Origin of the sequence: Pseudomonas syringae (assembly GCF_023278085.1) — a bacterium.
In the GTDB taxonomy this organism is placed as follows: Bacteria; Pseudomonadota; Gammaproteobacteria; order Pseudomonadales; family Pseudomonadaceae; genus Aquipseudomonas; species Aquipseudomonas syringae_Q.
Window position 1 is genome coordinate 2,651,952 of record NZ_CP066265.1, and the last position, 13,903, is coordinate 2,665,854.

The window sequence follows — 13,903 nt, forward strand, 5'->3', positions numbered from 1 at the left end:
CGATTCTCAATGGATACCCAGAAGATGCCAGCACCTTTGATTTCTGTAGACACTTCTCCCAATCTGCCGACGGAGGCTGATGTGGTGGTAATTGGCGGCGGCATCATCGGTTCGTTTACAGCGTATTACCTGGCGAAACGCGGCATGAAGGTCGCCTTGGTTGAAAAGGGCCGTATCGGTGCCGAGCAATCGAGTCGTAACTGGGGCTGGTGCCGTCAGCAGAATCGCGATGCGCGGGAGCTGCCGATGGCCACCAAAAGCCTGGACCTGTGGGAGCAGTTCAGCGCAGAAACAGGCGAACAGACCGGATTCACGCGTTGCGGCCTGCTCTATCTGAGCAACGACGAAAAAGAACTTGCCGGCTGGGCGAAATGGGGCGAGTTTGCCCGCACCGTCAACGTCGAAACCCACATGCTGACCGCTGCGCAAGCCGCTGAACACGGCAGGGTGACCGGAAAACACTGGAAAGGCGGGGTATTTTCGCCGTCCGACGGCACTGCCGACCCGTCGCGTGCCGCCCCGGCGGTCGCGCGCGCGATCATGGCACTGGGCAGCACCGTGCATCAGGGCTGCGCTGTGCGTGGCGTTGAGACCGAAGGCGGTCGATTGTCTGCGGTGGTGACTGAAAAAGGCACGATTCGCACGCGTACCGCAGTGCTCTCCGCAGGGGCCTGGGCCTCGTCCTTCTGCCGCCAATACGGTATTCGCTTTCCGCAGGCGAGCATTCGCCAGACCGTACTTTCCGTGTCGCCGCCGAATGGAGAAATACCCAGCGCACTGCATACGGCTGGCGTCTCGATGACACGCCGCTTCGATGGCAGCTATACGCTGGCCATCAGTGGCCGCGGCCGTGTTGACCTGACGCCCCAACTGCTTGGTTTCGCCACGCAGTTTCTGCCGATGTTTCAGCGCAGATGGCGCAACCTGGCACCTGGCGGGCTGGAAGGCCTGCGCTCGGGCCATGAAAGCTGGAAGCGCTGGCGCCTGGACCAGCCGACGCCGATGGAGAAAATGCGAATTCTCGATCCGAAGCCGGACGCCTCCGCTGTCGAGTTGACCTACCAGCGTGCGGTGGAGCTTATCCCGTTGCTGAAAGCCTCCTCGGTGAAGGCCGCCTGGGCGGGCTACGTGGATAGCACGCCTGATGGCGTTCCCGGGATCGGCGAAATGGCCAACCTGCCGGGATTGGTACTGGCCGCCGGGTTCAGCGGTCATGGCTTTGGGATTGGTCCGGGCGCCGGTCATCTGATCGCTGACATTGTCAGCGGTGCTGTTCCCATCGTCGACCCACGGCCATACCATCCGGATCGCTTTCAGTCGTCTGCGTGGGGCAAGGTTGCTGATTTCTAGGTGCCCGTCACGTGTTGTCGGTAATCTGCTGGTCGAGATTTAACATGTAGCAGGGGACATGTATAGCGAAAGGCTTACACCCAGTAGAGTGGATCCACTCTGTACGGCACCTCGGAAAAGTAGCAATCTACACCCATCAACCGCAGCGCAGGAAGCGCTCCGGAGGTCAAGGATGATCACCATTGCCGGGATGGCTACTGACAGGACGTCGGAATGGTATTGATAGAAAAACGACCCGCTTCGGCGGGTTTTTTTATGGGTGTGGTATTAGTGACATTCATTCGTGAGCACGCCTCACGAAAACAGTTTGCCTGACAATTCAAGACGCGTATCAGGATCGGCGTCGCTCAAACTGCGCTCGCAGCAGCTTGGTGCTCAGATCTTCCCAGTGCTCGGCAAACGCGACGCGAGCCGTCTCGAAGTCCCTGCTGCGCAGGCACTCTATCAAGCGCTCATGGTCGGAGACGATCTCTCGCGGGTCTTCATAGCAGGGCTGCTGCAACACCAGCAGTAGTTCAATTTCGCTTTCGAGCATGGCATAGCTGCGCTGCAATCGCGGGCTGCCGCTGGCGCGGATAATTGCCCGGTGAAAGTCGCCATCGGCAGTGACGATTTCCGAGCGCGGTGCATTGGCGGGTGCGTTACGCAGCACTTCCACTGCGCTCAATGCTTCAGGCGGAATGACGCCGTTGAGGATAATCATGCGTACCGCCTCGGTTTCCAGAACGCCTCGCAACCTGGCGATATCCACGATGTCGTTCGGCCCGAACTCGGGTATGCAAAAACCCCGATTGGGTACCTTCAGCAACAAGCCGAATGACACCAGCAACTGAGCAGCGCTGCGAAACGTGTTGCGCGCCACCTCGTACTCTTCCGCCATTCGCACGTCGCGCAAGAATTCACCAGGCTCGAAGTCCCCGTTCAGGATTCGGCCCTTGAGCTTTGTCGCCAGCACCTCGACCGCCGAAAGCTTGGCCGAGTGCGTTTCAATGTTCGTGTCGGGGAAAATCATTTTCTACAGGACCAGGGTTGTCGCTTGATCAGAGGCTGATTCTAATACGTTTCTGTGGGCGCGTGCCAGCGAGACACCTACGGGCCGCTAAACTTGTCCAACAATAATAAAAATCAGTAAAAATATTCATTTGTTTTTTATCGTTAAAAAACAAGACTTTGAATATTTTTATCGTCAATAAAACGAGCTTTTTTTCAAAAAATATCTGCTTCTCCTCTTTTAATGCTAAAAATTGTAGCACAATATCTAAACACCAAAGACGTGCACTGCATGGCTTGTCCAGGGCTTGGAGTTCTACAATGCGAGTGATTCTTAAAGACCGGCTCAGTGAGGACCTTGCAGCACTGCAAGGAGATTTGGCGGCAACGTTCACTCCGGTTTCTTTGGAGGAAGGCGCGCAGATCCTGCGAGCGCAGTTTGGGGTAAGTGGGACCTTGACCCGGTTCGCGACGGAAAAGGACGACACGTTCAGGTGCGACGCCCCTGGCGGCAAGTCTTACGTCCTTAAAATCGCCAATCCTCAGGAAGTCCCACTGGAGCTCTCGCTGCAGGTTGAAGTGATGCGCCATATCGAGCGCACGGCGCCAAAGCTTCCGATCCCCAGAGTTTATCCATCCCTGCAAGGTGAGTACCTGACGCGAATCACAACGCGCAATGGCGATTCAAGGCAAGTGCGGCTTATGAGCTACCTGTCAGGTACGCCTCTGGATAAAACGACGATCAACGTGCAAGGGCGCGAGCATATCGGCCAATTGCTTGCCTATCTCAGGCTGGCCACTGCCGGTTTTTCGCACCCGGCAGAGTCGCGCGAGGTGTGCTGGGATGTTCAACATCTCAGCACGCTGAAGCCATTGATTAGCTTTGTCGCCGAGCCGCTGCGCCGCCATCAGTTAGAGAGCGCACTCGAGCGATTTTCTGAGGTTGAAGGTTTGATTGCCGGTTGCCGCAAGCAAGTGCTGCATAACGACTTCAATACTTCGAATATCGTTATTGATCCGCACCAACCGCAGTCGGTCAGCGGCATCATTGATTTCGGCGATACGGTCAAGACGGCCATTGCCATTGATGTAGCCACGGCAATGATGAACCAGTTGGGCGCGGCCGCAGTCGGTGGCGATGTTGATATTTTCGCCCCGGCAAAAGATCTCCTGAGGGGATATCTGAGCGTTGCCAACCTGACCCCTGAAGAGCTATCGCTTATCCCGCATCTCGCGATGGCGCGCTTGACCGCCCGAGCGTTGATAACCACTTGGCGATCGCAGCTGTTCCCGCAAAACAGCGCGTATATCTTGAGAAATGCTGCGCCAGGCTGGAGCCAGCTTGACTGGATGCTTAATCGAACACCCTCGCAAATGTCAGAACTTCTGATGTCCTTCACCGATTAATGCTTGCCTGTTAATGGGGTTTTAAATGAACAACTCAAACATCGAAGCAATCCGTGGCGATATGCCTAACGGGTTCAACCCGGACAACATTGAACGTCTGGACGCGACGTCGCGTGAGCACATTCAGCGCCGCGCCAATCTGCTGGGCCCTGCCTACCGTTTGTTCTACAACGAGCCGGTGGGCGTGGCCCGAGCGAAAGGTGCTTACCTTTACGACAAGGACGGCAACGAGTATCTGGATGCCTACAACAATGTCGTTTCGGTAGGGCACTGTCATCCCCGTGTCGTCGCCGCGATCACTGAACAACTGAGCACCCTGTGCAGCCATACCCGGTACATGCAGGACGGGATTCTTGATTATGCCGAACAGCTGCGTGCAACGGCGGACGGTGAAATAGGCGCTGACGGGCATTTGATGTTCACCTGCAGTGGTTCGGAAGCCAACGATCTGGCTTTCCGCATTGCACGTCACCACACCGGGAACACCGGCGTCATCGTTACCGCCGAGGCATACCACGGAAACTCTACGACAGTGGCAGCGTTTTCACCCTCGCTGGGTGCCAATGCCAAACTCGATCCATTTGTTCGGCGGGTGCCCGCACCGGACTCCTATCGCATCCCGCGTGAAGCCTTGGGACGCTATATGGCGGACCAGGTCAGCGCGCAGATTCAGGATATTCAGCGCCATGGCGGTGGAGTGGCAGCTTTTATTGCCGACTGCCTGTTTTCCTCCGATGGCGTGTTCTGTGATCCGGTCGACGTGTTCGGGCCGATTGCCGAAGTGGTGCGCAAAGCCGGTGGTTTGTTCATTGCCGATGAGGTTCAGTCAGGGTTCGGTCGCAGCGGCACGCATTTCTGGGGGCACCAGCGTCATGGTGTCGTACCGGACATCATTACCATGGGCAAACCCATGGGCAACGGCTACCCGGTTGCCGGCTTGATGGTGCGCCCCGAAATAGTCGCGGGTTTTGGTCGCGACATGCGCTATTTCAATACCTTCGGCGGCAACAGCGTTGCCATTGCCGCTGCCCAGGCAACGTTCGACATCATTCGCGACGAGCAACTCATGCACAACGCCAACCGTGTGGGAGGGTTGATCCTTGCTGGCCTCAAAGACCTGGCCCTGCGCTTTGAACAGATCGGTGATGTACGCGGCACGGGCATGTACTTCGGCGTTGAACTGGTCACAGACCGTGGTTCGAAAGCACCGGACATGAAAACCGCCCTGCGCGTGGTCAACAACCTGCGTGAACAACGCGTGCTCATTTCCGCCACGGGACCTGACGCGAGCATCCTGAAAATTCGCCCGCCATTGATATGGACTGAAAAGGAAGCGGGGCGGCTTCTGGACGCCTTGGAAAACGCGTTTGCCGCATTGTAAGACAGCTGCTTGCTGCTGTGACATCAACCCTCATCAAGGACCGCATTCATGAGCTTTCTTCGCCCCAAATACATTACCTTCGACTGCTACGGCACCTTGACTAATTTCAAGACCGCAGCCATGACCCGTGAATTGTTCGCCGACCGCGTCCCGGTTGAGCGCATGGATCAGTTCGTCAAGGACTACGCCGCCTATCGCCTGGATCAGGTGATGGGCGATTGGCGACCTTATGACGAGGTACTCAAGACCGCCCTGGCGCGGACCTGCCAGCGTTGGGGGATCGAATACCGCAACGAAGGCCAGCTGTACTACGACGCCGTGCCGACCTGGGGCCCGCACCCGGATGTTCCCGCGGGCCTTGCAAAAATCGCCGGCAAGATTCCATTGGTAATTTTCTCCAATGCGATGGACGAGCAAATCATGTCCAACGTCGACAAGCTCGGCGCACCGTTTCATAAAGTCTTTACCGCGCAACAGGCGCAGGCCTATAAGCCACGCCTGGCCGCGTTCGAGTTTATGCTCGACAACCTCAACTGCGGGCCGGAGGATGTGCTGCACGTGTCATCAAGCTTCCGCTATGACCTGATGTCAGCCCACGACATGAAGATCAGGCACAAGGCTTTCATCGCTCGTGGCCATGAGCAGCCGGCGCATGCCTCTTTTGGCTACCATCAGATTTCGGATATTGGCGGGTTGCCTGGACTGGTCGGGCTTTAGTCACCGAGCGTTCTTGAGGGAAAATGGGCATGGTCGCGGACGTTGGCGCCCGCAACCAGCATCAGGATCAGGTAGCCCAACAAATTAGAAATATCTTGAAACATTCCTCGGGCCGCACGAGTCAATGGAATAACTCTCTTCAAGGTTTTCCGATGAAAACGCCCCGACCCAACGCACGGCTTCAAACCCTGATCAACCTGCGCAATCTGAAGATGGCGCGCTCTGCGCATGCATTCGTCCGAGGCAATACCGCCCAGTTCTATGAGTGGCTCAACAGTCAGTCCGGAAGACGCCTGCCGAGCGGCCCGCCGGTGTGGATTTGCGGGGATTGCCATGCCGGCAATCTGGGACCCACCGGGGACTTGAAAGGGCGCATCGACATACACATACGCGATCTGGATCAATCGGTGATCGGTAACCCTGCCCACGACCTGGTAAGGCTTGGCTTATCGTTGGCAACGGCTGCTCGTGGCTCCGATTTGCCCGGAGTCACCACTGCACGAATGCTGGAAGAGATGATGCAAGGCTACGAGCAGGCGTTCATGAACACCGGCGATGAAGAGCCCGATCGCCCGGCACACGTGAAAGCCGGGATGCGCAGCGCGGTACAGCGCACATGGAAGCACCTTGCCGAGGAGCGCTTTGAGGACATGCGCCCTACGATCCCGCAGGGTAAACATTTCTGGGCGCTGTCTCGTGCGGAACGCGATGCGATCAAAACGCTTTGCTCCACGCCGGATATCCATGCCTTGGTGACATCGCTCAAGGGCCGATCGCCCGATGACCACGTGCAGTTGCTCGATTCTGCCTATTGGGTAAAGGGCTGCAGCTCTCTGGGGCTACTTCGCTACGCGGTATTGATGAGCGTGGGTGACGACGACGATCAAGAACTCTGTCTGCTGGATATCAAGGAAGCTGTAGCGGCCGCTGCTCCACGAACCGCCAGGGCACGCATGCCCCGAGACAATGGCAAACGGGTTGTGGAGGGCGCCAGGCATCTTTCGCCTGGCTTGGGCAGCAGAATGGTTGCGGTAAGGATGCTGGATCACTCGTTCTTCATCCGTGAACTGCTTCCGCAAGACATGAAACTGGAACTTGATGAGCTCACCCAGCCGGAGGCCATGCAGGCAGCGGCTTATCTCGCGAAAGTGGTTGGCATTGCCCACGCCAGACAGATGGATCTGGCAACACGTACGGCGTGGATCCGGGATCTGCAAACCAATCGGTCCCAGACGCTGGATGCGCCGTCCTGGTTATGGTCGAGTGTTGTTCAGTTGGTGGGAAGTCATGAACAGGGCTATCTGGAGCATTGCCGACGTTACGCGCTATAAGGCTTTGTGTCTTACGAATGAGCAAACGAGCAGGAGAGCTCTGGTTCAGCGCTCTCCAATCGGTTTGCGGGCTATTGACCGCGATCAGCGATACACAGGCTGTCCCACAGCCCCATCATTTGAGTCACCGCGGCATCCAGCGTCGCATGCGGTACACCATCGCGCGCCAGTGTCGACAAGCCCAAAAGAAAACTGTCGAACACGGCGCCGAGAGTCTCCGGTATCACCGTTTCAGGTAATTCGCCCGCGGTAATGGCGCGGTCGATACACGCCACGATACCCGCACGGTTCAAGTTCCTGGCGCGTGCGAGGGGCTCGGAGATGGCTTTGCTCTCATCCGAGCAAGCGCTCATCAGACCTAACGACACCAGACACCCTGTGGGGTGATCAGGCTCGCATTGCATTTTCGCTGACCGGCGCAGGGTGAGCTCGATCGCCAGCCTGGGCGGCAGGGTTGCATCGAACAAGCTGTCGGTGACGCGACCGTGTGTGTCGAGGTAACGCTCCATGACCTCGTTGAACAAGGCCTGTTTGGAACCAAAAGCGGCGTAAAAGCTGGGCGCAGTAATGCCTCCACCGATTTTTGCCTTGAGCTGGCTGAGTGATGTTGCATCGTACCCATGCTCCCAAAACAAATGCAGGGCCTGGGTGATTGCGACGTCACGGTCAAACGTGCGCGGACGTCCCATTTGTGCCATATCTGATTCCTCTCGAATTACATAAATACTAATCGATACATAAATGATTGACTACCTAGGGGTCTCTCCCTATATTTATACCGATCAGTATATTAGTAAGGAAGATAAAAATGCTTGCCGATGAGAGAAATGACGAAAAACTTCCGCTTGGCGCGTTACTGGCGCTGGCCATGACCGGCTTCATTTGCATCGTAACCGAGACGTTACCCGCAGGTTTACTGCCAGAGATCAGCAATGGCCTGGGCGTATCGGCATCGTTTGCGGGGCAGATGGTGACCGTTTACGCGTTAGGGTCGCTGCTCGCAGCCATTCCGCTGACTATTGCCACGCAAAGCTGGCGGCGCAGGACGGTTTTGCTCCTGACCATCGTGGGCTTTCTGATATTCAACTCGATCACGGCGCTGTCTTCCGATTACTGGCTGACGCTGGTGGCGCGGTTTTTTGCTGGCGTTTCAGCGGGGCTGGCCTGGAGCCTGATCGCGGGCTATGCACGACGCATGGTGACCCCACACTTACAGGGCCGCGCCCTGGCGGTTGCCATGGTAGGAACACCCATCGCGTTGTCGCTGGGTGTGCCGCTGGGTACATGGCTGGGTGGATTCATGGGGTGGCGCATGGCGTTCGGATTGATGTCCGGGATGACCCTGGCGCTTATTGCCTGGGTGCTGATCAAGGTGCCGGACTACCCTGGCCAGTCGTCTTCTCAGCGCATGGCGCTGCGTGAGGTGTTTTTCACGCCGGGCGTGTGCTCGGTATTGGGCGTCGTGTTCACCTGGATGCTCGCTCACAACATTCTTTACACCTATATCGCGCCATTTGTTGCCAGCGCCGGGCTGGCAAATGAAGTTGACCGGGTATTGCTGGCATTCGGTGTCGCCGCACTGGGAGGCATCTGGATAACCGGGCGGCTAGTGGATCGGCATCTGCGCACAGCAGTGCTGGTCAGCCTCGCAACCTTTGCAGCCGTTTCGGTATTCTTTGGCGTGTTTTCAGGCTCGGCCGTGGCGATTTACAGCGGTATTTTCATCTGGGGACTGACCTTTGGCGGCGCTGCCACGCTCTTGCAAACCGCCCTCGCGGACGCCGCGGGAGAGGGCGCTGACGTTGCCCTCTCAATGAACGTCGTCGTCTGGAACAGCGCTATTGCTTGCGGTGGGCTAATGGGTGGTGTGCTGCTCGGGCAATGGGGAGTGAGTTCCTTTCCCTGGATTTTACTGGTGCTGCTGCTCCTGAGTTTGCTCATCGCATTCCGGGCGCGAGTCCACGGTTTTACCGGCGGAGCCAGGCAACCAGGCCAAATGATTGCCGGTCATTGATGTGCATGCAGCATTGCGCTGCATGCGTTTGATTCAACCTGGGGTATGGCTCATTTGTTGTGACGCAGAATGGAAAAGTTCAGCGCAGCTGCCACTGAGAGCCATGCCAGATAAGGGAATAAAATGAGCCCTGTCACAACATCCATCTGCATTGCCATCACTACCATCACGGCTACAACGATCCACAGCACAACAAGAATGATCATCGCAGTAACGATCCGGTTCGCGCCAAAGAACACCGGCGTCCACAAGGTATTCAATGCAATTTGAGCGGCCCACAAAGCCAGCACGGTCTCGCTGCCAGGGAGCAGGGTCAAGCGATAGCCTGCCCAGGCGAGCAGCAGATAGATCGTCGTCCAGGCCACTGGAAACGCCCAGTCTGGGGGCGTGAAGCCGGGCTTTTGAAGCGATTTGTACCACGCACCAGGTTTGAAGATGATGCCGGTTGCTCCGGCGGCGCAGCAGGCTAGAAGGAAGATGTAGAAGGTCATGAGTTGTCCTGGGTCGAAGCGGCATGGGTATGGAGAGAAAAGGGTGGTCTGAACCACCGCTGTTTTTCTCATGCTCCCAGCGGTTGGCCGGGGTGTTTTAGGTGGGGCTTTTCGGTTAGTCAGCAAACCGCCGCGAATATCTCCAGTTTTTTGCAAATTCCGGTCTCAATTCGAGCCTGAACGTACCTTATTGGGACATCACAACCGTACATGGCCATTGCCACGCAGTACCGCCCATTGCCAGCAGGTTTTTTTGAGAATATCGTGTAAAAAACCTATACAAGGTATTTATCCGTGTACAAGAAAACCCAGTGGCCACTGACGCTCTATTTTGACGGCGAGTGCCCGCTCTGTGCTCGAGAAGTCAAGATCCTGCGTGCTCGCGCTGCAGCGGAGCGCCTTCTGTTCGTCGACATCAGTGATGACGCCTTTGACGCCAAATCGCTCGGGTTCACACTTGCGCAAATGGAGTCCTCATTGCACGCCAGGTTTGCCGATGGCACTTGGGTCACTGGCCTGGACGCGACGCTCTGGAGCTGGCGAGCAGCGGGCCTGGGTGTCTGGGCTGCGCCGTTGTCATGGCGGTTGACCAGGCCACTGCTTAATATCGGCTATCGTCTTTTTTGCCGCTGGCGTCCGCATTTGGCGTGGTTGCCTCATCCCGACGGCAGTGCTCGCTGTCGGGGCGACAGCTGTGCAGTTCCGGCAACCGACCGTGCTCCGCACGACCGGGCGCCGTCTGAAAAGCGCTAGACATCCTGCTCAATAAGCCGCGACCACTCCGTCCTTCCTCGGATCAGTCCCGCCCACATAGCCATGTGCCGTGCGCTGGATAATCTGCGCACCGCCAAAGGCAAACACACCGCTCGGTTCTTCGACATCAATGTCATGACCTTTGGCGCGCAGTGCTTTGACCACTTCAGGGTCAAACGCACGCTCCACTGCGACTTTCAGGCCGGATTCGATCCTCCAGCGCGGTGCGTCGGCAGCGGCTTGCGGGTTCTGTTTGTAGCGCAGGATGCGCATCATCATTTGCAAGTGACCCTGCGCCTGCATCGGGCCGCCCATCAGACCGAATGACATCAACGGCGTGCCATCGGCATTCATCACAAATCCGGGGATGATGGTGTGGAACGGACGCTTGCGCGGTGCCACGTAGTTAACGTGCTGTGGGTCGAGAGAGAAGCCTGCACCACGGTTCTGCATGCTGATACCGGTGCCGGGCACCACCACACCTGAGCCGAAGCCCATGTAGTTGGACTGGATGAACGAAATCATCATGCCGCTTTCATCAGCGGCCGACAGGTACACCGTGCCACCCGGCTTGGGCGAGCCATGCCCAGGATTGGCGGCCTGATCGGTTACCAGTCCGGCGCGCTCCATCAAGTAGGCCTTGCCCAGCAAGTCGGCTGAGGGCACGCGCATGTGCTCGCTGTCGGCGACATGCTCGTCGAGGTCGGCCAGCGCCAGTTTCATCGCTTCCAGCACCGGGTGTACGGTCTCAAGGCTGTCCACCGGATGCTCGCCGACGCCCAGCGCTTCGAGCATGGTCAGGCCCGCGAGGGTGGCAATACCCTGACCGTTAGGCGGCAGTTCGTGGACCACGGCACCGGCGTACGGCACTGACAGTGTTTCGATCCAGTCCACGGTATGCGTCGCCAGATCATCGAGGCTCATCACGCTGCCATTGGCATTGGCGTGAGCAATGATTGCCTCTGCCAGTTCCCCCCGATAGAACGCTTCGCCTTTGGTGTGTGCAATCAGCTCCAGCGTACGGGCATGGTCCTTGAGCTGGATTTTCTCCCCGGCCAACGGCGCCTTGCCATCCGGCATGAAGCACTCGGCGAAACCGGGTTGATCCTTGAGCAAATGCGAGCCGCGTTTCCACAGCTCGGCGATGATCGGCGTCACCTGATAGCCATCGCGGGCGTAGCCAATCGCCGGTTCGGCCAGGGTAGCGAAGGGCAGTTTGCCGTAACGCTCGGACAATGCGACCCAGGCCGACACCGCACCCGGCACGCTGACGGCAGGCCAGCCACGTTGCGGCATCTGGCTTTGTCCAGCGAAGTACTCGGGCGTCCAGGCTTGTGGCGCGCGGCCGGAGGCATTCAGACCTTGCAGCTTGCTGCCGTCCCAGACGATGGCGAAAGCGTCGCTGCCAATCCCGCAACCGGTGGGCTCGACCACGGTCAGCACCATGGCCGCAGCGATGGCCGCGTCGACCGCATTACCACCACGGCGCAGCATGTCCAGCCCGGCCTGAGCGGCCAAAGGCTGGGAACAGGCGACCATGTTGTTGCCCATCACCGGCGAGCGTGCCGAAGCGTAAGGTTGGCTGTAATCCAGATCATCGAACATAAGCGTTTCTCTTTGGCAGAAAACGAACGGGTTAGCCCTTGGGGTCCAGCGCATCGCGCAGGCCGTCACCCAACAGGTTGAAACACAGGACCGTGAGGTAGATCGCCACGCCGGGCGCAATCGACATCCATGGCGCCTGCTCCATGAAATTCTTTGCCGTATTGAGCATCGAGCCCCAGGACGGCGACGGTGGTTGCTGGCCCAGGCCAAGGAACGACAGGCTGGCCTCAGCCAGAATCGCTGAAGCAATGGTCAGCGTCGCCTGCACCACCAGCGGCGACATCACGTTGGGCAGCACGTAACGCAGGATGATCCAGCGATCCGGCAGACCAATGGCGCGAGCCCCCTCCAGATAATCCTCGTGCTTGATCGACAGCACCTGGCCGCGGGTCAGTCGGGCAAAGATCGGCATGGCGGACAGGCCGATGGCGATCATCGCGTTGGTCAGGCTCGGGCCGAGAAAGGCACCCAGGGCGATGGCCAGTACCAGAAACGGACAGGACAGCAGTGCTTCCATGACCTGCGAAATGAGCATGTCCAGCTTGCCGCCGAAGTAGCCGGCCAACAGGCCCAGGGGCACGCCGATGAACATGGCGATGGCCACCGAAACACCACCGGCCAGCAGCGAACTGCGGGCGCCATACAGCAGGCGCGAAAACAGATCGCGGCCCAGTTCGTCGGTGCCCAGCCAGTAGATCAACGAAGGCGCTTTACGCACGGCGAGGAAGTTGGCTTTGAGCGGATCATGGGGCGCGATCCATGGCGCCAGAACGGCCGCCAGAACAAACAGCAGCAACACCGCCGCGCCAATCACCGCGCCTTTGTTGGCGAGAAATTTCTTCAGGAACGGCGAGCGGCTGCGGGGCAGGATCGCGCTGTGCGGGAGGCTGGCAATACCGGTCATCAGGCAGTCCTCAAACGCGGGTTGATCAAGCGGTAGAGCACGTCGGCAAGCAGGTTCAACAGCAGAAAGCCAATCGCGACACACAGCACCACGCCTTGCACCACGGCGTAATCACGGTTGAAAACAGCGTCGACGATCATCTTGCCGAAGCCCGGAATGCTGAACACCTGCTCGGTCAGCACTGCGCCACCCAGCAACTCACCGAACAGCAAGGTCGTCAGCGTCACGATGGGCATCAGCGCGTTGCGCAACGCATGCTTGAGAATCACCGTGCGTGGGAACAACCCTTTGGCTCGGGCAGTACGGACGTAATCGGTGCGTAACACTTCGAGCATGGCGCTGCGCGTGTGGCGCATGAGGATTCCCGACAACCCGGCACCCAGTACGAACGCCGGCAGGATCAAGGTCTTCAGGTTTTGCCCGAAGTCTTCACCCATAGGCACAAAGCCGGAGGCAGGCAGCCATTGCAGTTTCACCGCAAAGATCATGATCAGCAGGATGCCCAGCCAGAAATGCGGAATGGAAATCCCCGACAGCGCGACCACGTTGGCCCCGTAATCCACGGCGGTGCCTTTGCGCACCGCCGAGATGATGCCGGTGGGAATGCCGATCAACAGCGCAATCAGCAAGGCCAGCACCGCCAGCTCGATGGTCACTGGCAGCTTGGACGCCAGCAGTGTGGTCACCGGTTGCTCGGTGCGCAGCGAAGTACCGAAGTCGCCGGTCAGCACGTTGCCGACCCAGTTCAGGTATTGCACCGGGAGCGGGTCGTCGAGCCGATATTTATCGCGCAGGTATTCCATGACCGCCGGATCGCGCTCTTCACCGGCCATGGCCAGCACCGGGTCACCCGGCAGCAACTTCTGCAGGGTAAAGACGAACAGCGAAACCAGAATTAACGTCGGTATCGAGCTGAGCAGGCGTCGCAGAATGAACATCAGCATGCCGGAACCTCGCAGG

General features: G+C 58.2%; 13 protein-coding genes. 7 read left to right on the plus strand and 6 right to left on the minus strand.

What is annotated here, in order from left to right:
- Nucleotides 1–24 precede the first annotated feature (24 nt).
- Complete coding sequence (locus I9H07_RS11715) at nucleotides 25–1,350, plus strand: NAD(P)/FAD-dependent oxidoreductase (RefSeq protein WP_024674458.1); 1,326 nt, start codon at nucleotides 25–27, stop codon at nucleotides 1,348–1,350.
- A gap of 331 nt (nucleotides 1,351–1,681) precedes the next feature.
- On the opposite strand, the gene I9H07_RS11720 is transcribed toward I9H07_RS11715, so the two are convergent.
- Entirely contained in the window at nucleotides 1,682–2,362 is a 681-nt protein-coding gene (locus I9H07_RS11720) for a GntR family transcriptional regulator (protein ID WP_024674457.1), read from the minus strand.
- 299 nt (nucleotides 2,363–2,661) lie between these two features.
- On the opposite strand from I9H07_RS11720, the gene I9H07_RS11725 reads away from it, so the two are divergent.
- The 4 genes from I9H07_RS11725 (at nucleotide 2,662) to I9H07_RS11740 (ending at nucleotide 7,176) form a co-directional block, all read left to right on the plus strand.
- Nucleotides 2,662–3,747 (plus strand): phosphotransferase, encoded by a 1,086-nt coding sequence (locus tag I9H07_RS11725; RefSeq protein WP_058392218.1) that lies wholly within the window; start codon nucleotides 2,662–2,664, stop codon nucleotides 3,745–3,747.
- 25 nt (nucleotides 3,748–3,772) lie between these two features.
- Complete coding sequence (locus tag I9H07_RS11730; protein ID WP_024674455.1) at nucleotides 3,773–5,128, plus strand: aspartate aminotransferase family protein; 1,356 nt, start codon at nucleotides 3,773–3,775, stop codon at nucleotides 5,126–5,128.
- Nucleotides 5,129–5,176: 48 nt separating this feature from the next.
- A complete protein-coding gene (locus I9H07_RS11735) occupies nucleotides 5,177–5,845 on the plus strand; it encodes a haloacid dehalogenase type II (protein WP_024674454.1) in 669 nt (222 codons plus the stop codon).
- A gap of 152 nt (nucleotides 5,846–5,997) precedes the next feature.
- Nucleotides 5,998–7,176, plus strand: a complete 1,179-nt coding sequence (locus I9H07_RS11740; protein ID WP_024674453.1) for a DUF2252 domain-containing protein — start codon at nucleotides 5,998–6,000, stop codon at nucleotides 7,174–7,176.
- A 71-nt stretch (nucleotides 7,177–7,247) separates the two neighbouring features.
- Here the strand turns inward: I9H07_RS11740 and I9H07_RS11745 are convergent, their stop codons facing one another.
- Nucleotides 7,248–7,874, minus strand: coding sequence for a TetR/AcrR family transcriptional regulator (locus I9H07_RS11745; protein ID WP_024674452.1), 627 nt, complete (start codon nucleotides 7,872–7,874; stop codon nucleotides 7,248–7,250).
- Nucleotides 7,875–7,984: 110 nt separating this feature from the next.
- Here I9H07_RS11745 and I9H07_RS11750 point away from each other — a divergent pair, with 110 nt between their 5' ends.
- The gene (locus I9H07_RS11750) at nucleotides 7,985–9,190 is read left to right on the plus strand and encodes an MFS transporter (RefSeq protein WP_058392221.1); all 1,206 of its coding nucleotides are present in this window, start codon (nucleotides 7,985–7,987) and stop codon (nucleotides 9,188–9,190) included.
- Nucleotides 9,191–9,240: 50 nt separating this feature from the next.
- On the opposite strand, the gene tspO is transcribed toward I9H07_RS11750, so the two are convergent.
- A complete protein-coding gene (tspO, locus tag I9H07_RS11755; RefSeq protein WP_058824480.1) occupies nucleotides 9,241–9,681 on the minus strand; it encodes a tryptophan-rich sensory protein TspO in 441 nt (146 codons plus the stop codon).
- Nucleotides 9,682–9,975: 294 nt separating this feature from the next.
- On the opposite strand from tspO, the gene I9H07_RS11760 reads away from it, so the two are divergent.
- Nucleotides 9,976–10,434 carry a thiol-disulfide oxidoreductase DCC family protein gene (locus I9H07_RS11760; protein ID WP_024674449.1) on the plus strand — a complete coding sequence of 153 codons (459 nt, stop codon included), beginning with the start codon at nucleotides 9,976–9,978 and terminating at the stop codon, nucleotides 10,432–10,434.
- Nucleotides 10,435–10,443: 9 nt separating this feature from the next.
- Here I9H07_RS11760 and I9H07_RS11765 read toward each other — a convergent pair whose 3' ends face one another.
- Genes I9H07_RS11765 through I9H07_RS11775 form a run of 3 tightly spaced genes read right to left on the minus strand, consistent with a single transcriptional unit; the run spans nucleotide 10,444 to nucleotide 13,887 of the window.
- Nucleotides 10,444–12,039, minus strand: coding sequence for a gamma-glutamyltransferase family protein (locus I9H07_RS11765; RefSeq protein ID WP_024674448.1), 1,596 nt, complete (start codon nucleotides 12,037–12,039; stop codon nucleotides 10,444–10,446).
- Between the two features lie 31 nt (nucleotides 12,040–12,070).
- Nucleotides 12,071–12,943: an ABC transporter permease gene (locus I9H07_RS11770; RefSeq protein ID WP_236424985.1), complete on the minus strand. Its 873-nt coding sequence runs from the start codon at nucleotides 12,941–12,943 to the stop codon at nucleotides 12,071–12,073.
- A complete protein-coding gene (locus I9H07_RS11775; RefSeq protein ID WP_024674446.1) occupies nucleotides 12,943–13,887 on the minus strand; it encodes an ABC transporter permease in 945 nt (314 codons plus the stop codon). The genes I9H07_RS11770 and I9H07_RS11775 overlap by 1 nt, the downstream gene beginning before the upstream one ends.
- Nucleotides 13,888–13,903 lie beyond the last annotated feature (16 nt).